General features: G+C 43.6%; 18 protein-coding genes. 6 read left to right on the top strand and 12 right to left on the bottom strand.

The window, feature by feature from the left end; translation table 11 throughout:
* Positions 1 to 11: 11 nt before the first annotated feature.
* Positions 12 to 1,517, bottom strand: coding sequence for a carboxypeptidase-like regulatory domain-containing protein (locus MKO06_RS06985; protein ID WP_241550112.1), 1,506 nt, complete (start codon positions 1,515 to 1,517; stop codon positions 12 to 14).
* Between the two features lie 153 nt (positions 1,518 to 1,670).
* On the opposite strand from MKO06_RS06985, the gene MKO06_RS06980 reads away from it, so the two are divergent.
* Positions 1,671 to 3,119: a TonB-dependent receptor gene (locus tag MKO06_RS06980; RefSeq protein ID WP_241550111.1), complete on the top strand. Its 1,449-nt coding sequence runs from the start codon at positions 1,671 to 1,673 to the stop codon at positions 3,117 to 3,119.
* A 7-nt stretch (positions 3,120 to 3,126) separates the two neighbouring features.
* Here MKO06_RS06980 and MKO06_RS06975 read toward each other — a convergent pair whose 3' ends face one another.
* Positions 3,127 to 3,585 carry an RNA methyltransferase gene (locus MKO06_RS06975; RefSeq protein WP_241550110.1) on the bottom strand — a complete coding sequence of 153 codons (459 nt, stop codon included), beginning with the start codon at positions 3,583 to 3,585 and terminating at the stop codon, positions 3,127 to 3,129.
* Positions 3,586 to 3,720: 135 nt separating this feature from the next.
* Here MKO06_RS06975 and MKO06_RS06970 point away from each other — a divergent pair, with 135 nt between their 5' ends.
* Positions 3,721 to 4,350, top strand: a complete 630-nt coding sequence (locus MKO06_RS06970) for a c-type cytochrome (RefSeq protein ID WP_241550109.1) — start codon at positions 3,721 to 3,723, stop codon at positions 4,348 to 4,350.
* A 31-nt stretch (positions 4,351 to 4,381) separates the two neighbouring features.
* On the opposite strand, the gene MKO06_RS06965 is transcribed toward MKO06_RS06970, so the two are convergent.
* Positions 4,382 to 5,374 (bottom strand): hypothetical protein, encoded by a 993-nt coding sequence (locus MKO06_RS06965; RefSeq protein ID WP_241550107.1) that lies wholly within the window; start codon positions 5,372 to 5,374, stop codon positions 4,382 to 4,384.
* A gap of 230 nt (positions 5,375 to 5,604) precedes the next feature.
* Here MKO06_RS06965 and MKO06_RS06960 point away from each other — a divergent pair, with 230 nt between their 5' ends.
* The 4 genes from MKO06_RS06960 (at position 5,605) to MKO06_RS06945 (ending at position 13,581) form a co-directional block, all read left to right on the top strand.
* Positions 5,605 to 7,548, top strand: coding sequence for an alpha-1,4-glucan--maltose-1-phosphate maltosyltransferase (locus tag MKO06_RS06960; protein WP_241550105.1), 1,944 nt, complete (start codon positions 5,605 to 5,607; stop codon positions 7,546 to 7,548).
* Positions 7,549 to 7,551: 3 nt separating this feature from the next.
* Positions 7,552 to 9,201, top strand: a complete 1,650-nt coding sequence (locus tag MKO06_RS06955) for a trehalose synthase (protein ID WP_241550103.1) — start codon at positions 7,552 to 7,554, stop codon at positions 9,199 to 9,201.
* A gap of 9 nt (positions 9,202 to 9,210) precedes the next feature.
* Positions 9,211 to 11,118: a 1,4-alpha-glucan branching protein GlgB gene (gene glgB / locus MKO06_RS06950; protein ID WP_241550102.1), complete on the top strand. Its 1,908-nt coding sequence runs from the start codon at positions 9,211 to 9,213 to the stop codon at positions 11,116 to 11,118.
* Between the two features lie 63 nt (positions 11,119 to 11,181).
* Complete coding sequence (locus tag MKO06_RS06945) at positions 11,182 to 13,581, top strand: glycoside hydrolase family 31 protein (protein ID WP_241550100.1); 2,400 nt, start codon at positions 11,182 to 11,184, stop codon at positions 13,579 to 13,581.
* 80 nt (positions 13,582 to 13,661) lie between these two features.
* Here the strand turns inward: MKO06_RS06945 and MKO06_RS06940 are convergent, their stop codons facing one another.
* From MKO06_RS06940 to ccoS, 9 genes are all read right to left on the bottom strand, one after another.
* A complete protein-coding gene (locus MKO06_RS06940) occupies positions 13,662 to 17,522 on the bottom strand; it encodes a triple tyrosine motif-containing protein (RefSeq protein ID WP_241550098.1) in 3,861 nt (1,286 codons plus the stop codon).
* A 523-nt stretch (positions 17,523 to 18,045) separates the two neighbouring features.
* Entirely contained in the window at positions 18,046 to 18,174 is a 129-nt protein-coding gene (locus MKO06_RS06935; protein ID WP_256946155.1) for a hypothetical protein, read from the bottom strand.
* 21 nt (positions 18,175 to 18,195) lie between these two features.
* The gene (locus MKO06_RS06930) at positions 18,196 to 18,906 is read right to left on the bottom strand and encodes a sulfite exporter TauE/SafE family protein (protein ID WP_241550096.1); all 711 of its coding nucleotides are present in this window, start codon (positions 18,904 to 18,906) and stop codon (positions 18,196 to 18,198) included.
* Complete coding sequence (locus tag MKO06_RS06925; RefSeq protein WP_241550095.1) at positions 18,906 to 19,355, bottom strand: FixH family protein; 450 nt, start codon at positions 19,353 to 19,355, stop codon at positions 18,906 to 18,908. The genes MKO06_RS06930 and MKO06_RS06925 overlap by 1 nt, the downstream gene beginning before the upstream one ends.
* A gap of 25 nt (positions 19,356 to 19,380) precedes the next feature.
* A complete protein-coding gene (ccoG, locus tag MKO06_RS06920) occupies positions 19,381 to 20,796 on the bottom strand; it encodes a cytochrome c oxidase accessory protein CcoG (protein WP_241550093.1) in 1,416 nt (471 codons plus the stop codon).
* A gap of 6 nt (positions 20,797 to 20,802) precedes the next feature.
* Complete coding sequence (locus MKO06_RS06915; protein WP_241550088.1) at positions 20,803 to 21,768, bottom strand: cbb3-type cytochrome c oxidase N-terminal domain-containing protein; 966 nt, start codon at positions 21,766 to 21,768, stop codon at positions 20,803 to 20,805.
* Entirely contained in the window at positions 21,765 to 21,974 is a 210-nt protein-coding gene (locus MKO06_RS06910; RefSeq protein ID WP_241550087.1) for a CcoQ/FixQ family Cbb3-type cytochrome c oxidase assembly chaperone, read from the bottom strand. Before MKO06_RS06910 ends, MKO06_RS06915 begins: the two co-directional genes overlap by 4 nt.
* Positions 21,975 to 21,985: 11 nt before the next feature.
* Complete coding sequence (gene ccoN / locus MKO06_RS06905; protein ID WP_241550086.1) at positions 21,986 to 24,187, bottom strand: cytochrome-c oxidase, cbb3-type subunit I; 2,202 nt, start codon at positions 24,185 to 24,187, stop codon at positions 21,986 to 21,988.
* Between the two features lie 2 nt (positions 24,188 to 24,189).
* Positions 24,190 to 24,384: a cbb3-type cytochrome oxidase assembly protein CcoS gene (gene ccoS / locus MKO06_RS06900; protein ID WP_241550085.1), complete on the bottom strand. Its 195-nt coding sequence runs from the start codon at positions 24,382 to 24,384 to the stop codon at positions 24,190 to 24,192.
* Between the last annotated feature and the right edge of the window lie 16 nt (positions 24,385 to 24,400).

Here is a 24,400-nt window from a genome sequence, read left to right as displayed (position 1 = left end):
GAACTATTTTTTTAATCGGTCTCCAGGGCTGTAAATTCCTTAATGGCTGCATTAGGCTCGATGATATTGTAACCGCTCCAGAATTCAGGATCATATTCCTTAAAGGTCCTGAAATCAAAATCCATCGCGGTGGAAAGGTTTTCGAATTCACTTTCCAGCAGAGCTTCATCCTCATAGACCACCAGTTCGGTCTTATTAAGGTTGGTGGTGTTAATCTTAAATTCCATATCTACTTCTTCCAGTTTCTTTTTGAAGATAAATCCTTTTTCCTTCTTGACCAGAAGTGTGAATGGCCGCTCTATCTCAGCCTTGCTTCCCGAATATTGCTCGATAAACCTGGGGCCATATTTGCCATTTTCACCTTTATTAAAGATTATTTTCCCACTATACAAATGGTCCTGGGTCCTGATCCCTAAAAGACTAAAGGACTTTAAATTCTTTACATTTTCGTAATCCAGACGGTGAATCCCAAAATCTTCGGTATCTATATAAACCTTTCCTTTGAAATCGGCTCCTCTTTTCGGCTCAAAGGCCAGCACATAGGCGATTGAATTGTTAATATTGATAAATCCTTCGTTCGTAAACTCATATTTCCTGGATTTTTCAAAAACGTCCAGCACAATATCTTCCTCCCAGAACATATTATCCATCAACCTGCCAATGCTTCTGTTTGCTGAATTCTGTGTGTTCTCGAGCCTTTTCTTTTGCTGTTTTTCAAGTTCTTCAGGAGTTTCAGGATCCCTGGAAGACTTGCTTTCTTCAATTTCTTCGTTCACTTCATCGGCATCCATTTTCACAGCAAGAATACCAGACTTGATTTTTAAAAAAGTACCTTCGGTTACATTATCCTGTAAGATTTTTTCAAATCTTTTTACCATGTCCTCAACAGACTCTTCATTCAGGGGATTTTCAAGATTGGCCACTTTAAGAAGCTGTACTTTCTGGTCGTCATAATTTCCGTAGAGATCACCCAGATATTCCCTGTAACTATCCACATATTTGGGAACCTTACTAATAATTTTATCCATGAATGGCTGGTCCAACCCTTCAATCGTGCTTTCCTCGATATCCAGCTTGAAATCGTTTACGTGATCTACATAAGACCTCCTTAAAAAGAATCGTTTTTTTCTAAGATCGAACTCATAATTCTGGGGTACAGCTGCAATTGCCCTTTCCAGGATATCTTCAGCTCCCAGGTTTTTATCAGAAATAAATACACTGGTAAGTTCTATGGTGGCCGGCTTGAGATAAATCACAGGCATCATGTCTTCCAGGCTTAGGGTTTTGATTTCATAACCAATTGAGGAGATGCTTATTTCAGATATTTTATCTGAATCAGGTATCTTAAAAACCCCATCCTCATTGCTAATCACTCCCCTATTCTTCTCAAATTGAATGGTTGCAAAGGGTATTGGTTTATCTGTACCTTCTTCCAGCAGTGTAGCGGTAATTCCCTGGGCCTGAAGCTGACTGCTCAATAAGCTAAAAAAGAAAACAAAGAAAACTGCAATTTTCATATAAATGGTTTCTAAGAAGACGCATTAACTAAAGGTATGTTACATAAAATTGGAAGTGGTTATTTAAAAGATTAAATTTTAAACATTACTTAAAATCCATAGGGGAAAAATTTAATATCCCTAACTTTCAGAAACGAATAAATGCATTGATCCATGACCGAGGTAATCGAAGATGAGTTTGAAAATATTTTATCCATTCAGAATAAATGTACCCGGCTTAACCTCAACGAGAACATTTACGGGACGTTTGCTGAAATAGGTGCCGGGCAGGAGACCGTACGGCATTTCTTCAGGGCCCGAAATCCAAAAGGAACGATTGCCAAAACCCTTAGCGCCTACGACAAAGATTTTAGCGATGCGATTTACGGGCTGGATCCACATAACAGGTACGTGACCGAATTTAGGTTAAAGAGCATGCTAAAGTACGAAACCGGCCTAATTGAAGATCGTATTTCACGCGTAAAACATCCCGAAAAATTATTCTTTAGTTATGCCAATACCGTAGCGACCATAGACTGGGCCAAAAAATACAAGGGCCATGGTTGGATGGGCATCAGGTTCCAGCGAAAACCAAAACAGGAGTATAGTGAGATCATTCTTCACGTTCAGCTTCACGAAAACAGCGCAGCTCACCAGCAGATTAGCCTGGGAATAATGGGTGTAAATCTTATCTATGCGGCATTTTACCAAAGCGATAATCCTACAGAAATTATGCACCGCCTGTATGATCACCTGGACAGTGATAAGATCGAGATCGATTCCATCAATTTCAATGGCCCGGTCTTCGAACATGTTGATAACAGGTTAATGAGTCTCCACCTTGTGAAAGAAGGCATTACTGACGCGGTCATGTTTGCTGAAGACGGAAATAATATACTTCCGGCCAATGCGCTTTACAAAAAAAACATTCTTACACTTAGAGGCAGTTTCCGGCCGGTTACAAATCTCAACCTGGACATGTTCCGAACCGCCCGAAGATTGTTTCTGGACGAGGAAACCGTCAATAAGGATAATACGGTCATCATTTTTGAAATGACGCTGAATAATCTAAAGGACGAGGGTGGAATAGACGAAAAAGACTTCCTGGACCGCGCAGACCTTCTATGTGCCTCTGGGCATACGGTAATGATCTCCAACTTCCAGGAATATTATAAAGTCGTGGAATATTTCTCACAGCATACCAAGTCTCAACTGGGCCTTGTTTTAGGAGTAGATAACCTGCAGGATATATTCAACGAAAAATACTACAGGGACCTGAGCGGGGGAATTTTGGAAGCCTTCGGGAAGCTGTTCTTCAAAAAACTGAAAGTATATCTCTACCCTATCCTCGACGAGGAAACCGGGGAGGTGATCAACAGCAAAAACCTTAAAGTCCATCCAAGACTTAAGGAACTTTATAAATTCTTTATAGACAACCACCGGGTAATCGATATCGAAGATTACGACAAGGAAGCATTAAAGATCAATCCCAGGAGAGTACATGAAATGATCCTGGAGCGTGATGAGAAATGGGAGGAAATGGTTCCAGATCTAACTGCCAATATGATCAAGGAGAAAAACATGTTCCGGAAAAGAAAATCGGCTACTTCGGAAAAATCCTGATCTAGGTTCAAAACTCTGTTTTCATGCTCCGGTCGTACATCACGATGCTGCCAGCTACCGAAACATTAAGACTAAGAGTAGATTTAAATTTCACTAAATGTTGGGCTTTTTCAATGGCTTCATTAGAAAGACCGTGATCTTCAGCTCCCAGAAGGTATACACATCTTCGTGGATGCTTGAAGGTTTCCAGGGGCTGCGCATCTTTTGTAAGTTCAACACCCACCAGCATGGCCCCTTTAGGAAGATGAGCATAAAAATCTTCGAAATTCTCGTAGTGAAAATACGGCATGGCACCTACCGCCTTATGAGTGTCGCAGGCCTGTTTTGAATAGCGATTCCCAATAGTAAAAATAAAACTGGCGCCCATATTTTGGGCAGATCTCCATAAAACACCCAAATTTTCTGGGGTTTTGCCATTTTGAATTCCGATCCCGAAGAATCCCTGTTCCAGATTATCTACTTTCATTCGGCAAAAATAATGAATTGTAAAAAACCAGATTGTTTAAGTAGTTCACTCATCGAAAAATATCGATATTCAACGATTATTGATCTGAATATCAAAAACATAAACTAAATTCAATCGACCAAAAAATCATTCAAAATGCAAACTATACTTAAACAATCATCCAAATTTTCGGGAAGAAAATATTTTTTCCTGGTTTTTCTTTCCCTAATCATGTTTTCAGCCTGTAATGATGGAAAATATGAAGAAAAGCCTGAAGAACAGGCGATGACTCTTCAGGACAGCATCAAGCGCGGGGAGTACCTTGTGAAGACCATTGGATGCCATGACTGCCATTCACCAAAAAGAATGACCGAGCAGGGACCTATGGAAATCGAAGAGCTTGCCTTATCAGGACACCAGGCAGGTGATGGCCTGCCACCTATAAACGGCGAAAGCCTACAAAATGGCTGGATGCTGATGACCGGAGACCTTACCGCCGCCGTTGGACCCTGGGGAGTTTCTTTCTCCGCGAACCTTACTTCAGACGATACCGGAATAGGCAACTGGACTATGGAGCGTTGGAAAACCGCCATGCGTGAAGGAAGACTTAAAGGAGATAAGGGAGGCCGAATGATGCTGCCACCAATGCCCTGGCAGAATTTTGCCAAATTAAGCGATGAAGACCTGGAATCGATGTTCAAATACCTGAAAAGCACGAAACCGGTGAATAATGCAGTACCTGCACCTATTCCACCAAATAAGCTGGACAGTTTGAAAACAGCCTAATAAAAGTCCCGCCAGTGGCGGGATTCTTTTTTTATTTTACCATGAACTCCTTAAGCATGCCTTTTTCCCGGGAGCCCGGAACCTCGGCAATCAGGACGTATCTTCCTTGTTTTAGGTCGGCAGTAAAATACCCTGTTTTTCCCTCGTTCATTTCCTGCATTCCACCAAGGAATTTGAATCCCTTTGGTGCCGGAGTCTGTAAACCTTCGGGATCTGACCAGTTCACCCATTTTTCCAATTCCGCAAGATCGGCGCCTGGTTCAGCCCAAACAAGGTTCACATCATGCATCAGGTAATGTTCATGCACTTTTTGCTTTCCGAAGTTCACTGCAAAAGTCTTTTCTCCGGTACTTACATCCTGGTCAAATTTAATGCCTTCTTCAGCAGCAATTGAAATGGTATAATCGGCTGATGGTTCAGAGAGATCTGTCTTTTCTTCCACTACTTCTATTTGCTTGGCCATACCCTGCGTGGTATGAAATACCCCATTTGGCATTTTTACATAACATTCTATGATATAGGTTCCTGGTTCCAGCTTCATGGTAGACTGGGCCGTACTTTGTGGAGAGATAAGCCCAACACCACCTACGAATTCAACCTCCTGGAACCACTCAGGCAATTTGCCAAAAGCCTTTCCGGCTTCCTCCATTTTTCCCTCGTTGATCAGGTCCATACCTTCCTGGAATGGAGGCACGATATCCCTTTTGGTATCTGCAATCGTTTTTCCTTTGGGATATTTATCGAAAAGGATCAAATGAGTTTCATTTGACCGGTTTTTGTATTTAAAGGTATTCCAGCCAGACTTCAGGGTATCTTTGGTTTGAAATTCCATGCTGGTGGTAATGATCTCGGTAAATTCCTGTTTATCAGATTCCTGTTTTGTTTCGACTTCTTCCTGTTGATTAACGGCCCCGCCTTCATCTTTAGCTTTATTCTCTCCGAACTGGCAGGAGAGGCTGAAGATGGAAAGGCTTAACAGTAAAAAAAAGTTTCGTACGCCTGAGATTGAATTCTGGATCTTCATATTGGTTGGTTTTAAAATTTTCAGAATATAATTTTCAGATAGGGCAGTATTAAATTAGTAAAAAATTAGCCTAAACACCAAAAAATCAGCAATCCCACATCCCTTATTCCCTTCAAAAACTTAATTAATTGTCAAAATCCGGAACAAGTTCCTAAATCGATACGAATTTAGATTTCTGTTTATTAAATTTAAGATTCCGGGATATCTAACCAATTAAAAAAGAAAAACTTATGCTGGAAAAAAGCAGAATTGTTATTGAAAATATCCAACCTGTGATCAATTGCGGGGATTATGCCGTTAAGCGGGTGGTTGATGAAATAGTACAGGTTTATGCAGATATTTTCGGGGATGGCCATGACATTATCCAGGCCTCCGTTTTTTACAAACATTCAAAAGAAAGAAGCTGGAAAGAGAACCGGATGCGGCCAACTTTCAATGATGGCTGGGAAGGCAGCTTTTCAGTAGAAAAACAGGGTGATTATTCATTCTATATTCAGGGCTGGGAAGACCATGGCCTGAACTGGCGGCACGGGATCATCAAAAAGATCGAGGATGGACAGCAGGTAAGTTCAGAACTGTTGGAAGGTGCAGAGATCCTGAAATCAATTCTCAAAAAATGCAATAAGCCGGAAGCTGAACTGGTCAAAAAGGCCATCCACAGTTTTTCAAATAAAGAAGACTACGAAGAGGCGGTAAATATCTGCCTGGATGAACGGCTGAAAGAGATATTATTGAAATATCCCCATAAAGCGGTGCCTTATGAAACCGATAAATTTCCGGTTTATGTGGACAGGCTGAAAGCACGATTCAGCACCTGGTATGAATTCTTTCCACGATCGGCTTCTGCCCAGGAAGGCAAACACGGCACTTTCAAGGATTGTGAAGCCATTCTTCCACGCGTTGCCGATATGGGCTTCGATACGCTTTATTTCCCGCCCATTCATCCCATTGGAGAGGTAAACCGAAAAGGCAAAAACAATTCTACCAATGCTGCCGAAGGCGATGTGGGTTCACCCTGGGGCATCGGCTCTAAAAAAGGCGGGCATAAAGGCATACATCCTGAACTGGGCAGTCTGAAGGATTTTAAATCACTGGTGAAAAAGGCCAGGGAAATGGATATAGAGGTCGCGATGGACTTTGCCCTGCAGGCGGCACCAGACCATCCCTATGTAAAGGATCATCCCAAATGGTTCAGGTGGAGACCAGACGGCAGTATTCAGTATGCTGAAAATCCGCCTAAGAAATACCAGGACATACTTCCCATCTATTTTGAATCGGAAGAATGGAAGAAGATGTGGGAGGAATTCCGCGATATCGTGCTTTACTGGATCGAGGAAGCGGGCGTAAAGGTTTTCAGGGTAGACAATCCGCATACAAAGCCCTTTTATTTCTGGGGCTGGCTGATCGCTGAAGTAAAAAAGAAACATCCTGATATCCTGTTCCTTTCTGAAGCCTTTACCCGGCCAAAGATCATGGAACAGCTGGCGAAGCAAGGATTCACTCAGTCTTACACCTATTTTACCTGGCGTACCAACAAACATGAGCTTCAGCAATATGTAGACGAGCTCACCAAAACCAAACTGAAAGAATATTTCAGGCCTAATTTCTGGCCGAATACACCAGATATCAATCCGTATCACCTTCAGGGTGCTAACGAAGCCATGTTCATGATCCGTTACTTCCTGGCCGCAACTTTGAGTTCCAATACCGGAATTTACGGACCGGTCTTCGAATTCATGGTTTCTGATGCCATTCCCGGAAAAGAGGAATACCACGATTCAGAAAAATACCAGACAAGACACTGGGACTGGAAGGCGGAAAATAAACTGATGCGAGTGATCGCCAAGATCAACCAGGCGCGAAAGGAGAATGCCTCGCTTCAGCAAACCAATAATATTCAGTTCTGCGATATCCACGATGACGGGCTTATGGCATATTACAAATTCAACCAGGATAAGACCAACCAGACGCTTATGGTGGTTAGTCTCGACCCGGACAACGTAAAAAAGAATTCTGTTCGGATACCCAGAAATGAAATTGGTCTTTATGACGGGCAGGCTCTTAACGTGGAAGATCTCATTACCGGCAATTCCTACACCTGGCACGACGAGTGGAACTATATCGAATTGCATACGGATATGCCGTTCCACCTGTTCAAAATTCATAAATCCTAAACCATGTCCAAACCCAAAAATACTGACGTTCAGATTTCAGAATTCCGGTTCAAATGTGACTGGAAAGACGCTTTCAATGATTCAGAATTCATAAAAACCTTTACCACAGAGATACTGGTGGATTATATTCTGAAGAAACGCTGGTATGCCGGGAAATCAAGCACGCTTAAATATATAGATGTGGTGGATCACGGGATGCTGAATTCGAAAAAAAACATTTTTCACGGCGCTCTTATCGAGATCAACTTCAGCGAGGCCTTTTTTCAGAACTATTTTATTCCCCTAAGCTTTATTCCGCTTAGCCAGGGAGAACTGGAAACCCGAACCGTCATCTCTACCGTCACCTTCAACGGGGTTGAAGGACATTTGATCGATGCCATACATATCGAGGACTTCAGGCACCTCGTATTCGATAAGATCATGGGATATTCGGTAGAACAGGAAGAAGGCAGTAAGGTGATCTACCATCGCTCTGAGACCATCACTCCCGGTAAGTACAAATCCTCAAGATTCATGGGTGGGGAGCAGAGCAATACTTCCATTATCTATAATGATAAATACGTGATGAAATTTTTCAGGCGTATCTATACCAGTAAAAATCCAGATTATGAGATAAGCAGGTTCCTAACTGAAAAGAGCCATTTCAGGAATACCCCGGCTTATGTGGGCAGCATCAACCTTGCACTGGAAAATGGCGATACCATCACCCTTTCCCTAATGCAGGAATTACTGAACAATGAGGGCGATGCCTGGAAATATATGCTGGAAGAATTGAAGCCGGTCTTCAGCAATATTCATAAGAAAAGGATCAGTGTTAACAGGTTACCCGATATTCCATTATACCAAAGGCAGCCAATTAGCAGTATTCCGCCAGAGATCATCGATTATGCCGGGCTAAATATTTTCCTAAAGACGTCCAAACTGGCGCTAAGAACGGCTGAAATGCACATAGCCCTTGGCAGCGACATGCAGGATACAGCATTTACTCCAACGAAATATAACGGGGATTATGCGGTCTGGCTGAAAAACAGGCTCATCTATATGTTCCAGAACAGGCTGAATACTATTGAGAACAATATGCACAAATTGGACGGAGAAGCCCTACAGCTTGCCAAAGATTTTCTGGACCGAAAAAAAGAGATCAGGGAGCATTTCCTCAATTTCGACTGGACAAAAATGAAAAGTGAACGAATCAGGATCCATGGTGATTATCACCTGGGCCAGGTACTGGTGGATGATGATGATTTTTACCTGCTGGACTTTGAGGGAGAACCTGAAAGTACCATTCAGGATAGAAAAGTAAAACAGCCGCCATTAAAAGATGTGGCTGGAATGTTCAGATCATTTCATTATGCCATATATTCGACCATCTTTAACAATGATGGCAGTTTCGAGACCTCCCAGGAAGATCTGTTCAGAGCCGGGGAGATCTTATATAAATACATGATAGGCGTTTTCATGGAAACTTATGTAGATAAGGTTCAAACCGAAAATCTCAACATAGGTTACCGCCAGGAGATCGAATTCCTGCTGGATTACTGCCTGCTGGAAAAAGCGGTCTATGAACTGGGTTACGAGCTCAATTCCAGGCCTCGCTGGACGATCATCCCGCTTAGAGGGATCGCCAGTATATTAAAGAACAAGAAAAACTAACAACCAACTATGAAAAAAGAAGTACAGGTACACTCTTTATTTTCAGATTTCGACATATATCTTTTTAAATCCGGAAAACATTACCGGCTCTACGAAAAGTTTGGTGCACACATCATGGAAGTGAATGGCGAGAAAGGCGTTTATTTTGCCGTCTGGGCACCATCGGCAAAGTCGGTTTCGGTGATCGGGGATTTTAATTACTGGATGGAAGGCGAGCACCCTTTGAATGTTCGATGGGATGAAAGCGGCATCTGGGAAGGATTTATTCCGGGAGTTCAAAAAGGAACGAAATATAAATATAAGATCCAGTCTCATGTGAATGACCAGAAACTGGAAAAGGCAGATCCCTATGCGCTTAGTTGCGAACATCCGCCAAATACTGCCTCAGTAGTATGGGATCTTGACTATAAGTGGAAAGATAAAAAATACCTGGGCACCCGCAAGGAAATGAACAGGCTGGACAAACCTTTTTCGATCTACGAGGTTCACCTGGGTTCCTGGAGACGAAATATGGATGAAAACCGATCGCTTACCTATTCTGAAATGGCCACAGAACTGGTGGATTATGTCAGGGAAACCGGGTTCACTCATGTGGAGTTCATGCCTATCATGGAGTATCCCTATGATCCTTCATGGGGTTACCAGTTAACCGGCTATTTTGCACCGACTTCCCGCTTTGGAACTCCGCAGGAATTCATGGAACTGGTAGATGCTTTTCATAAAGCCGGGATAGGAGTTATCCTGGACTGGGTTCCCTCCCATTTCCCGGAAGACAAACACGGTTTAGGCCTGTTCGACGGTTCACATTTGTATGAACATCCCGACCCAAGAAGAGGCTATCACCCTGATTGGAAAAGTCTAATTTTCAATTATGGACGAAACGAGGTGAGATCATTCCTTATTAGTAACGCCGCTTTCTGGCTGGATAAATATCATGTAGATGGCCTTCGTGTTGATGCCGTGGCTTCGATGCTTTATCTCGATTATTCCCGTGAAGACGGAGAATGGGAGCCAAATGAACACGGCGGAAGGGAAAACCTGGAAGCCATCAGTTTTCTGCGAGATCTAAATAATGAAGTTTATGGGAGCTTTGAAGGCGTTCAAACCATCGCCGAAGAATCCACCTCCTTTCCAATGGTGTCAAAACCGGTTGACCTTGGCGGGCTTGGCTTCGGAATGAAATGGATGATGGGCTGGATGCACGATACGCTCGAATATTTCAAAAAAGATCCTATTTACAGGCAATATCACCAGAACGATATCAGCTTTAGTATGACCTATGCCTTCAGCGAGAATTTCACACTTCCGCTTAGTCATGACGAGGTGGTTTACGGGAAAAGATCGATCCTGGGGCGTATGCCCGGCGATGAATGGCAGCGTTTTGCCAATTTGAGACTTTTATATTCTTATATGTTTGCCCACCCTGGCACAAACCTACTGTTCATGGGAGCCGAAATTGGTCAGCATGAAGAATGGAACTACAACGGCAGCCTGGATTGGCACTTACTGCAATATGACTATCATAAAGGTATCAAAGAGCTGATCACTGAGCTGAACAAACTCTATAAAAAACAACCGGCCCTGCACGAAAAACAATTCAGCAATGAAGGTTTTGAATGGATCTCTTATGATGACAGCCAGAATTCGGTACTCGCATTTATTCGAAAAGGTGAAGACCCGAAAGATTCACTGGTAATCGTTTGTAACTTTACCCCGAATACGCTTCAGGATTACAGTATTGGCGTTCCGAAGGCTCAAAAACTGAAGGAGATTTTCAATTCAGACGACAAAAAATTCGGCGGCTCGGGAATTAAGAATAAGACCCTAAAGGTAGAAAAGGAAAGTTTTCACGGAAAAGAACAATCTGTTAAGATCACCATACCTCCGCTGGGCGCAGTGGTTTTTCAAATTTTATAAACAACTGTATCATAATTCAAGGGAAAGGATTTCTTTTGTAAGTGGCATTTAAGACGTTAGACTATGATCACCAATACTGAACTAGAACATAAGGGGAACCTGTACCCCACCGGATTGATATCCTACGAACATGACCAGGATTCAATCAATTTTATAACCAAGAACGGCGTAAGGCTTCAACTTACCATTCTAAGAGATAATATGATCCGTTTCAGGTATACGACCAACGGAATCTTTGAAGACGATTTTTCCTATGCGGTGGATGAAGATCATCCGCATGGTTTCAATCAACTCAAGGTAGAGGAAGACCAAACCCATATCATCATCACTACTGAAAAGTTCATTTGTAAAGTAGCACGAGATGACATCAGGGTTGGAATGTATACACTGGAAGGCAAACCAATCGTGGAGGATGAGCTTGGATTCCACTGGGAGGAAAGCTTTGAATTTGGCGGGAATTTCGTAAAGATGAGCAAGGCCTCTCGTGACCAGGAGAATTTCTTCGGACTGGGAGACAAGCCAACCAATTTCAACCTGAAAGGCAAAAGGCTCAGCCTGTGGAATACAGACCAGTATGCCTACGGGAAAGACACCGTAGAATTATATAAGGCTGTACCGTTCTATATGGGACTTCATAATAATTTGAGCTACGGGATCTTTTTCGACAATACCTTTAAGACACATTTCGATTTCTGCCATGAACGCAGGAACGTGACCAGTTTCTGGGCAGATGGCGGTGAGATGAACTATTACTTCATCTATGGCCCGCAGATGAGCGATGTGCTTACCACCTATACCGATCTTACCGGGAAACCAGAACTGCCTCCAATGTGGGCGCTGGGATTCCACCAGTGCAAATGGAGTTACTACCCGGAAAGCAAGGTAAAGGAGATCGCTTCCAAATTCAGGGAATTGAACTTCCCCTGTGATGCGATCTACCTGGACATTGATTATATGGACGGTTTCCGCTGTTTTACCTGGAACAAGGAATATTTCCCGGATCCTAAGAGAATGGTAAAGGAGCTTGAGGAAGATGGTTTCAAGACCGTAGCCATTATCGATCCAGGAATCAAAATTGACCTTAATTACAGTGTTTTCAAGGAGGCACTTGAAAACGACTATTTCTGCCGAAGAGCAGACGGGCCTTATATGCGCGGAAAGGTTTGGCCGGGCGAATGTTATTTCCCCGATTTTACCAACCCGGAAGTAAGGGAATGGTGGAGCGGCCTGTATCGTGAACTTATTGGAGATATTGGTGTAAAAGGTATCTGGAACGATATGAACGAGCCTGCAGTTATGGAGGTACCTGGGAAAACCTTCCCGCTGGACGTTCGCCATGAATATGATGGGAACCGTTGCAGCCACAGGAAGGCGCATAATATCTACGGAATGCAGATGGCCAGGTCTACTTATGAAGGGGTCAAGAAATTCAATTTCCCAAAAAGACCATTTATCATAACCCGTGCTAATTACTCTGGCGGGCAGCGCTATACCTCAACCTGGACCGGCGATAATATTGCTACCTGGGAACACCTTTGGTTAGCAAATGTCCAGATCCAAAGACTTTGTATGAGCGGGATGAGTTTTGCCGGTTCTGATATTGGTGGATTTGCCGAGCAGCCTTCAGGAGAATTATATACTCGTTGGTTACAATTAGGAATTTTCCATCCATTCTGCAGGGTGCACTCCTCTGGAGATCATGGGGAACAGGAACCCTGGTTCTTTGGCGAAGAAGTGCTGGAAATAACCAGGAAATATGTGGAACTGCGCTACCAGTTATTGCCCTATCTATATACGGCCTTTTACAAGTATGTACAGGAGGGAATGCCTATTTTGAAACCTTTGGTGTATTTCGACCAGGAAGATGTGCAAACCCACTACAGGTCTGATGAATTTATCTTCGGTAACAAGATCCTGGTTTGCCCGGTTCAGGAACCAAATGTGCAGGGTCGCAGGATGTACATTCCACGCGGAAAATGGTATAACTTCTGGAATGATAAATTGATCACCGGTGGACGGGAAATGTATATCGACGCCCCACTGGACATCATTCCTATCTTTATCAAAGAAGGTGCATTGATCCCGAAATATCCCGTCCAGCAATACGTGGATGAAAAGAAACTGGAACAGATCAACCTGGACCTGTATTACAAGCTTGGAAAGGAAACTTCCGATTTCTATGAAGACGCCCATGACGGTTATGAATACAGGCAGAATGTTTACAGTCTAAGAACCTTCAAATTAACGGGTAAGGAAGATGAAGTCATCCTTCAGCAGCATAAGAGCGGAAAATATTCAGCTCCCTATTCAACATTCAAACTAAAATTACATGGAATTCCTTTCGAGATCAAGAGGGTTTTCTATGAAAACGAAGAAGTAACGCTGGAAGATCTTCAGTATAATGCTGAAGAGAACAGCATGATCATCGATAAGGACTTCAGCGAATTGCACCTGGTTGGTTAATTTCCTGAAATTTGACTAAAAAGAAACAGCCTGTTTGGATCACTCCAGACAGGCTGTTCTTCGTTAGGGCAAAAAAAGGTTTATTCGGTATTATTATTCAGTGTCACTTCCAGTTCCTGTCCAAAGAACTTTTTGTAGGATCCCTGGAAAATACTCGGACTTGAAAATCCTGAACGATAGGCAGCCTCCATCGCATTCAGATCGCCACGGCTAAGCAATTGCCGGCCGTATTCCAGCCGTACGAATTCCATGAAATCCTGCGGAGAAAGTCCCGTGAGGCTTTTCAGTTTCATAAAAAGGCTGTTGCTGTTCATCCCCAGGTTAGCGCTCAGGTCGTGAACCGAGAAATTCTCGTTCTGGATATTTGCAATTATGAGTTTCCTGAGTTCGGAAATGAACTTTTCATCGGATTCATTCCTGAATGGTACCTGGCTATTTTCCAGGTGTGCTTTCACAAAAGAATTTCGAAGCTCCTTTTGCCAGACCAGAGTTTTAGTGAGCTTATTCAGCAATTCGGCCACGTTCACCGGTTTCAGGAGATATTCTGAAAATTCAGCAAGCTGCTCTTCTGAAAGTTCGCCTTCCTCTGCGAGCAGATATACATTGATATGATTGAGGCTTATATTTCTTTTCAGCATTTTAGTGAACTGGAAGGCATTCATATCTGGCAGCACAAGTGCAGAGATGATGATATCCGGAAAGATCATTCCGGCCTTTTCCAAACCTTCCTCTACGGTCGAAGCCTGGTAAACCTGGCAATATCGCCCGATATTATTTACTAGAACATTTCGGGTGGTTTCATCATTTTCTATGACCAGGATCTTGGCATCGCTCAGATTTTTCAATTCTGAAGGGACTTCGGGCGTTACCTGTTTTTTGGTCTTTTCAGCCATAAAAACAGCCGCCGCTCTTTCCGGTGCTTTTTTATAATCCTTCTGCCTGTTCTTCAGAATAGCGGTAAATGTAGAACCTTCGTTCTTTTCGGTCTCAAAACTGAAACTTCCGCCGGCTTTCGCGATCAGGTCCCTGGCCTTCAGGATATAGCGAAGTCCGCTCTTGTCCCTTGGATTGAGCCTGGATTCATCCACTTTTTTACGTTCGAGCTCCCTGATATCGTAAGAAGGGATTCCCCGGCCGTTATCGGTGATCTGGAGCTTAAGATCGCCCACGCTTGTCTCGATAAGGTTTACAATGATCTTGCCGCCTTTGAAAGAATAACCGGCGCTTCCAGAAATAAGGCTGAAAAATATCTTATCCAGCATTTCCTTGTTGTAGAAGAACTCGTTATTCCCCCACTGGTCGTTAGTGATCATTTCCAGTTCCTTTAGTTGATAAACCGGTTCGATCTCTTCAAGAATCTCTGGAAAATGTCGGTGCAGATCGATCCTGGAGATCTCGTAAACCGATTCCTCATAGCTGAAATTCAGGATCTGGTTGAACAGTTCGTCAAAGCGGGCAGCGAATCGTTGCAGGTCTTCGTTCTCACCGGCTTCCTGGGAAGCTGATATCTTACTCAGGGATTTAACCGCATTTTCCACGGGCTTTTTAAATTCCTTCTGTAGCTGATCTCGCAGCTCCTTACGCGCCATCTTGTCGGCATTTTTAGACCGGTGAATAAACACAAAGGCAAAAATAGCGATCATACTTATCACGCTTATTCCCATGAACACATATACCGTGGGAATGGCGCCAGCCACCGGTTGAACCGAAACTGGCACTTCCTGCACCTCAGACCAGCCGGAACCATTTAGTTTGGCTCTCACCTTAAACACATAGGATCCAGGCGCGAGACCGGAATAACTTGCAGTATTCAAATTTGTTGGTTCCCGCCAATTCTCATCCAGGCCTTCCATTTTCCAGGAGTAAAGGATCTTTTCGGGATCAAGGTGTGAATAGCCGGCAAAACTAACCTGGAAACCTGTATTTTCGTCAATCTTAATCCTATTCCCATTCAAAATATCCAATTCCCGCTTTGCCGGGTCTTTCTCCCCCGGCAGGTTTAACTGCAAAAGCTCCAGCCGCGGTGTGAATTCCTGTTGGGCAAGCATGACCTTAGGCTTAAAAATATTTACGCCTTTTGTACTTCCAATCACCAGGCTGCCATCGGGTAATTCAACAAAGCCAGTGGTAAGTTCAGCCGTATTCAATCCATTGTATTCAGAAAAAACCATCATTTCTGAATCGCTATCCTGGTAACAGGCCATGCCCTTATCTGTAGCTATCCAGATCTCATCGCTGTTTTCGCCATAGATTCCGCTTATATTATCAGAGGGAAGACCCCGTGTTCTATCGATCTGTTTAACAGATTCCTCCTCAAAATTATAAAGAAGTAATCCGGCACCTTCAGTGGCAAAAAGGCCAATCCCGTCATGGGTGATCTTCAGGTCGTTGATAGTATAATACACCAGATCTTCACCCGCATTCAGCACGGAAAGATCGCTGATCCTTCCGGTTGATGGATTGAGTGAATGAACCCGGATGCGGGTAGCCACGATAAGTTTCTGCGGCCCCAGTTCAGCAAGAGCCTGCACATTTTTTATCGGGAATTCCTTAATCTCGTTTTTAGGTGTTACCTGGGTTAAGTACCCATCATCCCCACCAATCCACACATTTTCGCTGGGATCTATATAAACCGTCCTTGCCGACTGAATCTTTGTTTTAAACAGGGCATCAACCGAGTAATGCGCACGTTTGAGGGTATAGATATTGATCTTATAGACACCGTCATTGGCCGTGGCTACCCACATATGTTCTCCGGTCGCAGCGAGATCGGTTATTTCATCGGGCATTTCCATGGCCCGGCTATAATTAAGATTTTTGATATGCCTCCATCGGGAGGTTTCAGGATTCCAGATACTTAGACCTTCAGAAGTTCCAAACCACACATTGCCCAAAGCATCCTTTTCACCGGCCGTTACCAGGTCGTTCGCCAGGCTGGAGTAAACCGCAGGATCATGAGTAAGATTCTGCACAGCATTACCTGCCAGATTGCTCAGGTAAAGTCCCTTTTTGGAAACCATCCAAAGCAGGTTTTGATCATTTAAGTAGGTAGCATAGATCTGTTTGGGATAGGCCTGGTTGATCTCCCCGGAAAGTTCCAGGTTTTTATTTAAATGAATAATCCCGCCACCATTGATGGAAACCAGCAATTCGTCGTTCAGGGCCTGAAGTGAGGTGATCTCTTTTGTGGCCAGCTCGTACGGGATAGAATATATCTTCTGAATTCTCTTCAGATCACCATCAAGTTTGTACAATCCACTTGCCCGGGTTCCAAAAACAAGCTGATCCCCTAAAGGAAGGATACTGGTAATATTCAGGTTTTGGAAATAGCCCATGTCAACCTTGTCGAATTTCCCGGAGCGGCGATCTATCTTCAGTATTCCGTTGGGCCCTGCAAATACTACCTCATTTCCGTTGAGCACCACATCTGCCGCCATGGTATTTTCTGAAAGGAATCTTGAAATCCCGAAGTCTTCGGAAGAAGCATCGGTCTTCAGCTTAAAAATCCCGTTCTCAGCTGCGATCCAAAGCTGATTGCCAGAATCTTCCCTCATGGCATACACTTTCCCGGTTACAGCGCTTACATATTTGAATTCTTCAGAAGCTTTTTCCAGAACAGCCAGGCCTTTATCGGCAGCCAGCCAGATGTTGTTTTGAGAGTCGGTGTAGGTAGAAAGATATTCCTCCCCAACTTCCCTGGGAATGCCTTTGAACTTATTGAAATGCTCAACCTCAACCGAGTTGTAGCGAAGCAGCTTAACAGGAGTCGTGATCCAGAGATCATCCCCGGAATCCTGCTGAATGTGAACCTCATCTGCCCTGAGAAACGCATCTACGGCTTCGATTCGTTTTACGGTACCTGCATCCTGCCCGGTTAGCATACCGGTAAATCCTAAAATCATTGATAAGGAAAACAGGATATTGAATTTAAAATGCCCCAAATCTTGAATTTTAAATTAAATAATCCAGGGAATAATTTAGGAATTATGAATCTCTTAAAACCCTGTTTTATACAGATTTGAAGGGAATTTATTAAGACGATATTAACAATTTAAAGATATCTTCAATAACCCCCGGCAGTTCCTGAAAGTTTAAGAAGAAAAACAGCCAGAATATGAATAATATATAACGGTCCACTGTTATTTATGGGTATTCCCGTATTTATAAGACTTTAAAGTCCGGTTATCCAGACTCTATTTTCAGGCTATTATGGAAAGCAATAACACCTGCAAAAAGGTTGGAATAGTGTATTAAGGATTTGAAAAATGGCTAAAAAAAGCGCTTAGAAAACTGCCAAAAACCGAAGCTTGCTAATAAAAAAAGGCTAATTGCTATACAAACGCATAACCAACTAGCCTTTAGTCTTACCTTTTTAAAGTAATGACTATTTAAAGATACGAAGCTTTTTCCAGCCTTCCTATCTTTTATTAATTTATGATGAAATATAGGGGATTTCCCCCAGTTTTAATTATCTCTCTTTTTCCTAAACATATTGCCTACTATTAGCATAAGCGCAATGCAAACGATGCCGAAGAACATGATGATCCCTGTTCCCAGACTCCAGTTAACCAGTGGCAGAATTAAAGTATTCATAGAAGTTAGTTTTAATTAAAATCAATCAGGTGTATGGCACTCATAGGTAGCTGTCACCTGGTCCTGTTGTGCTTTTGGTGAGACATATGGAATTCCTAATCCAAGACCCCGGAGTATAAACATCAAAGCAATAATGCTGAGAAAAACAGGAACCAGCCTGCGTATCTGAGTCCTTGCTTTTACCGAGATAAAATTTCCAATCCAAATCGCGCTGGTCATCAAAGGAACGGTCCCCAACCCGAATAAAACCATATAAAGGCTCCCGCTGGCTGCACCTCCAGTGGCTATGGCGGCAAATACGGCCATATAAACCAGGCCGCAGGGCAGAAATCCATTTAGAAAACCAACACTGAAAAAAGTGTCAGGTCTTTGCTTTTTTAGTTCCTTTCCCAAAGCATTCTTCAAGCCGGAGATCAATCTATACCAGGATCTGCTTAGTTTATTCTGCCCAAAACTTATTCGAGGGAAAAGGATAAAAGCCAGCATCAAAACTCCAATTAAGATGGATAATTGCTGCTGAAATCCAAATAGCGAAAGGCTCTTACCAACCAGTCCGAAGGCCAGGCCTATGACAGCATAGGCACCAAGCCTTCCAGAGTGGTAGAGCATGATCTGGAAAAATCTTCGCCCGGAATGCTGCCGGTCTACCGGCAGTAAAAAGGCTATGGGCCCACACATTCCTATGCAATGAAAACTGCCTAAAAGGCCTAATATGAAGGCAGATATCAACATTAATAAATCAGTTCTTTTTTAACCAGGAAATCTTTCCCGGCCTCTTGCCAGTAGATATTGATATTCCATCTCCCCTGAACCAGTTTTTCGTCGGGAGCAATGAATTCATTTTCATTTATTTCAGAAGAAGAGATCTCAAAATCCAGCATTTTATTGGATGGCCGGTAAAAGCTAATTTTTCCCGCTAGCCGTTCAGTTTCCAGAGTCTTCGGAAACCTGATGACTAATCGCCCTGCTTCTTTCACGACTTCGATCTGATCTTCCATGGCCAGTGCATTCTTTTCGGCGTCGATATCCTGCTGGTAATATAACTCGGCCCTGTAATAATCTTCTACCACGAGGTCATGATCATATTCCTTACTGCTTAGCATGGTCACTACGAAATACATTATAAATCCAATAAACAGCAGCATCCCGATGAGCAAACCTGTACCCCAATTTATTTTCATAGTTTCTTATTTTTAATATTCAGCTTTAATTATAACTTCTTGGTCCAAGGAAGGTAGTACTGGTAGTTTCTATCAGTTTTTCACCGCTGTAAACCGCAATACGCAGCTTATCTTTTTCGTCTTCCAAGGCCGCCCTGTCTATCTCAATGAATAAAGTTCCTTCTGCCATCCCATTCCCTGGCACCTGTATGTTAGTTTTTACCGGAAATATCGCTCCCTGGTGAGAAAGCAGCCTGAACTCAACATCAGTATATTCCAGTGTGGTCTTATTGATGAGCTTATAGGTATACACATTACTGATGATATTTCCCTGTTTGTGCTCATACAGCTGCCCTGGTAACCTCAGGATATTTGCTTCCACATCATTTCTAAGGAAAAGCATGCCGGTCAAGGTCAACACGAGGATGCTCAGAACCGCGGTATATGCTTTTAAGCGCGGACCAAAACTGAACCTTGCCTTTTTTTCGATATTCTCTTCGCTGGCATATCGAATAAGTCCTCTAGGAAGATCAACGGCATCCATCATCTGGTTACAGGCATCTATACAGGCTGTGCAATTGATACATTCCAGCTGGGTTCCGTTACGAATATCGATCCCGGTTGGACATACCTGCACACATTGTGAACAGTCTATACAATCGCCTTTCCCACTTGCCGCCCTGTCTTCGTTTTTCCTGAATTTAGCTCTCCCCTCTTCCTTTTCACCTCGCTTATGATCATAAGCGACCACGATGGATTTATTATCCAGGAGCACACCCTGTAGCCGGCCGTAAGGGCAGGCGATCACGCAAACCTGCTCCCTGAACCAGGCGAATACAAAATAGAATACACCGGTGAAGATCAATAAAGAGATAAACGTCCCCAAATGTGCCGAAGGTCCCTCCTGAACATAGAGCAGCAATTTATCACTGCTTATAAGGTAGGCCAGGAAAATATTGGCGATAAAGAAGGAAATCAGAAAAAAGATGAACCACTTCAGGCCCTTCTTCCTGATCTTTTCAGCATTCCATTTTTGCTTGTCGAGCCTGATCTGCTTTCCCCGGTCACCTTCGATCCAGTATTCTATTTTCCGGAAGACCATTTCCATAAAGATCGTCTGTGGGCATATCCATCCACAGAAGATCCTTCCAAAAGCAACTGTAAACAAAACCACAAAGACCACCCCTATTAGCATGATGATCACGAAAAGGTAAAAATCCTGAGGCCAGAAGGTAGCCCCAAAAATGCTGAATCTGCGCTCCAGCACGTTGAACATCAGGAACTGGTTTCCATTCACCTTAAGAAATGGTGAAATAAATAGAAAGATTAGCAAAACATAACTCACATATTCACGATACCGGTACAACTTCCCGGAAGGCTGTTTGGGATATACCCAGGAGCGCTTTCCATCACTGGTCACCGTGCTTATACTATCCCTGTATCTTTCCTTCTCCTGTTCCACGACAGCTTAATTTGTGCTTTCCTCCTCGTAATCCATCATCACTTCAACCGAAGTAGAATCGGGAGTGGTAACTTCTACCTCATCAACCCTGGCGTCCGGGTCTACCCATAATTCACCTTCAGGCTCCTTTGGGTCGGCAGGAGTTGTACTATGCAGACTTAGAACATAACTCGCAACCTGTGCGATCTCACCTGGTTTCAGATCGGTTTTCCAGGCAACCATCCCTTTTCCTGCTCGTCCTCCTTCTGAAATGGTATTGAAAACGTTCTTTATTCCACCACCCAGGATCCAGTAAGAATCGGTAAGGTTAGGACCTATACCACCACCTCCATCGATCTTATGGCATGCAGCACAGTTTCCGCTAAAAATGGCTTTCCCTGCATTGATATCCTCTACGCCGGTTAATAGTTCAACGGTATTGGCATCGATAAGACCACGGGCATTTTTCTTATATTCCTCTACGGCTGCCCTGGCTTCTGCAACCTCAACCAGATACTCCTCCTTTTGAGAAGCCCCATCAAAGATGTGGTACCTGGCCAGGTAGATCCCGGCAAAAATGATAGAAGCATAAAACCCGTATAGCCACCATGGCGGCAGGTTATTATCAAGCTCTTTGATCCCATCATAATTATGATCAAGGATGATCTCCTCCTCCTTCTCGATAGGTTTTTTATCGAGCATTTTTTCATAGGCCTCCTTAATCCAGGCAAAGCGATTCTCTTCCCTGGCGGCCATAGTCTCATCATATCGTTGTCGTGCCTCGGGCTTCATACTGTAATACAGGGTATTCTGAAGAGCAGCAACCGATACCTCAATCGCTATGGCAATGACTATGGCAATTCCCAGAATGAGCCATAAAACCGGATAGGTTTCAAAACTTGAGCTATCTCCTGTTTCCAGGGTGGTTTCAGCGATTATAACGGCCAATGCAGTTAGGCAAAGAATTCTTAATACTGAATATAGTTTTCTCATGGCAGGTCGGTTTTTGAAAGATTAGGAACTTCTTCATCTTCTAACTCCAGCGGAATACTGCTCACATTTTTGATATAATCTTTTTTGGCAGTTATCACCCACCAGAAAAGTGCGGTGAAGAATATGAAGAATATCAGAAGGGAAATAATGGGATAGATCGCTACCCCTTCTATGCTTTCTAACGGACCTTTTACGAATTTCAACATGGTCTCTGGATTTAATTATTAGTTGTTACTTCTACACTAGAATCCTGGGCTTTAATATCGGTTCCCAGTCGCTGCAGGTAAGCGATAAGGGCTACGATCTCCCGGTTTCGCATTTCGGTGAATTCAAGTCCGTTTTCTTCAGCATACACCTTATCTGCCTCGTAACTTTTCACGAAATCGGGATCGGAATACAGGTTTTTTTCTATTTGAGTACCCTGCTCTGCCATCCATTCCTGGGCCCTGGCTATTTCATCTTCGGTGTATGGAACCCCAAGTGTTTGCATGGCACGCATCTTATCTTCGGTCTTCGATTTATCCAGTTCATCCTGGATTAGCCATTTGTAAGAAGGCATGATGGAGCCCGAAGAGGTGCTTTGCGGATCGTACATATGGTTCAGGTGCCAGTTATCTGAATACTTCTGGCCTACCCGGTGAAGGTCTGGCCCGGTTCGTTTACTTCCCCACAGGAATGGATAATCATACCGGTATTCCCCGGCTTTTGAATATTCACCGTAACGCTCCACTTCGCTTCGGAATGGTCTCACCATTTGAGAGTGACAGGAGACACAGCCTTCACGTATGTAGATATCCCTTCCTTCCAGTTCCAGCGGCGTATATGGCTTTACACTGGAAATAACCGGTACATATTCATCTACCATCAGCGAAGGAATGATCTGGACCATTCCACCAATAAGGATCGCGATAGTTGCGAAAATGGTAAGTTTTACCGGTCTTCTTTCCAGCCAGCTATGATAAGCCTCTCCAACAGTTCTTTTACTGGTAACGGGCTGTAAGGCGGCAGCTTCGGCAAGTTCATCTTCCACCTCGCTACCCTGGCGAACGGTTTTCACGATGTTATAAAGCATTACGAATGCACCAAGAATGTAAAGACTTCCTCCAATGGCTCTCATCCAGTACATCGGGATGATCTCTGTCACGGTTTCCAGGAAGTTTCCATAGGTAAGGGTTCCGTCTGGATTGAATTGCTTCCACATAGAGGCCTGAACGAATCCGGCCACATACATTGGCAGGGCATAAATGATGATCCCCAGGGTGCCCATCCAGAAATGGGTATTCGCAAGTTTTATGGACCATAGCTGTGTTTTAAACAATCTTGGAACCAGCCAGTAAACCATTCCGAAGGTTAGGAAACCGTTCCAGGCAAGTGCGCCTACGTGCACATGTGCGATGATCCAGTCACTAAAATGCGCAATGGCATTTACATTCTTAAGTGAAAGCATGGGGCCTTCAAAAGTCGCCATCCCGTAACCGGTGATCGCAACTACCATGAATTTCAAAACAGGATCTACCCGAACCTTATCCCAGGCTCCGCGAAGGGTTAACAATCCGTTTATCATCCCTCCCCAGCTAGGGAACAGCAGCATCACAGAAAAGGCAACTCCAAGGTTCTGTGCCCAGTCTGGTAAGGCGGTGTATAGCAAATGGTGTGGACCTGCCCAGATATATATGAAAATAAGCGACCAGAAGTGGATGATCGACAATCTATAGGAATAGACCGGCCTGTTAGCTGCTTTCGGAACGAAATAATACATCAGCCCCAAAAATGGCGTGGTAAGGAAGAATGCCACGGCATTATGCCCGTACCACCATTGAACCAGCGCATCCTGCACCCCGGAGTAGAACGAATAACTTTTTAGAGCTCCAACCGGGATCTCGATATTATTTACGATATGAAGTACGGCAACGGTAACAAAGGTCGCCAGGTAGAACCAGATGGCAACATACAAATGGCGCTGCCTTCTCTTGATCATGGTTCCTATCAAATTGGCACCAAATGCCACCCATACCAGCGCAATGGCAATATCAAAAGGCCATTCCAGCTCGGCATACTCTTTTGAAGTGGTATAACCCAGGGGCAGGGTAATTGCGGCGCCCACGATAATAAGCTGCCAGCCCCAGAAGTTGATATTGCTCAGGGCATCGCTCCACATCCTCGCTTTCAATAACCGCTGGGTAGAATAATAAACCCCGGCAAAGATCGCATTCCCTACAAATGCGAAGATCACCGCGTTGGTGTGCAGGGGTCGCAACCTGCCAAAACTCAGCCACGAAATACCATCGGTAATATTGGGGAAAATGAACATAAATGCGAGAAGCAGCCCTACGCTCATCCCGATAATGCCCCAGAACATAGTGGCAATGATAAATTTCTTTACGATCTTATTATCGTAATAAAATTGCTGTACTTCCATAATTAACTTGATTTCACTTTATTGAGAGATTGATTCTTTTCTGATTTGGTCTTAACCAGTTCATCCTCGAAAAGCATTCTAACCGAGGGGGTATAGACATCATCATATTGCCCTTTCCTTACCGAGATTATAAAGGCTGTGAAGAAAGCGATGGCAACCAGCACACTGATGCCAAGCAGAAGGTAAATGATATCCATACTGTTAATTTGACTG

The organism is Christiangramia oceanisediminis, assembly GCF_022570735.2.
Taxonomy (GTDB): domain Bacteria; phylum Bacteroidota; class Bacteroidia; order Flavobacteriales; family Flavobacteriaceae; genus Christiangramia; species Christiangramia oceanisediminis.
Note: the sequence above shows the minus strand (reverse complement) of the source record. Positions and strands in the feature narration are given on the sequence as shown.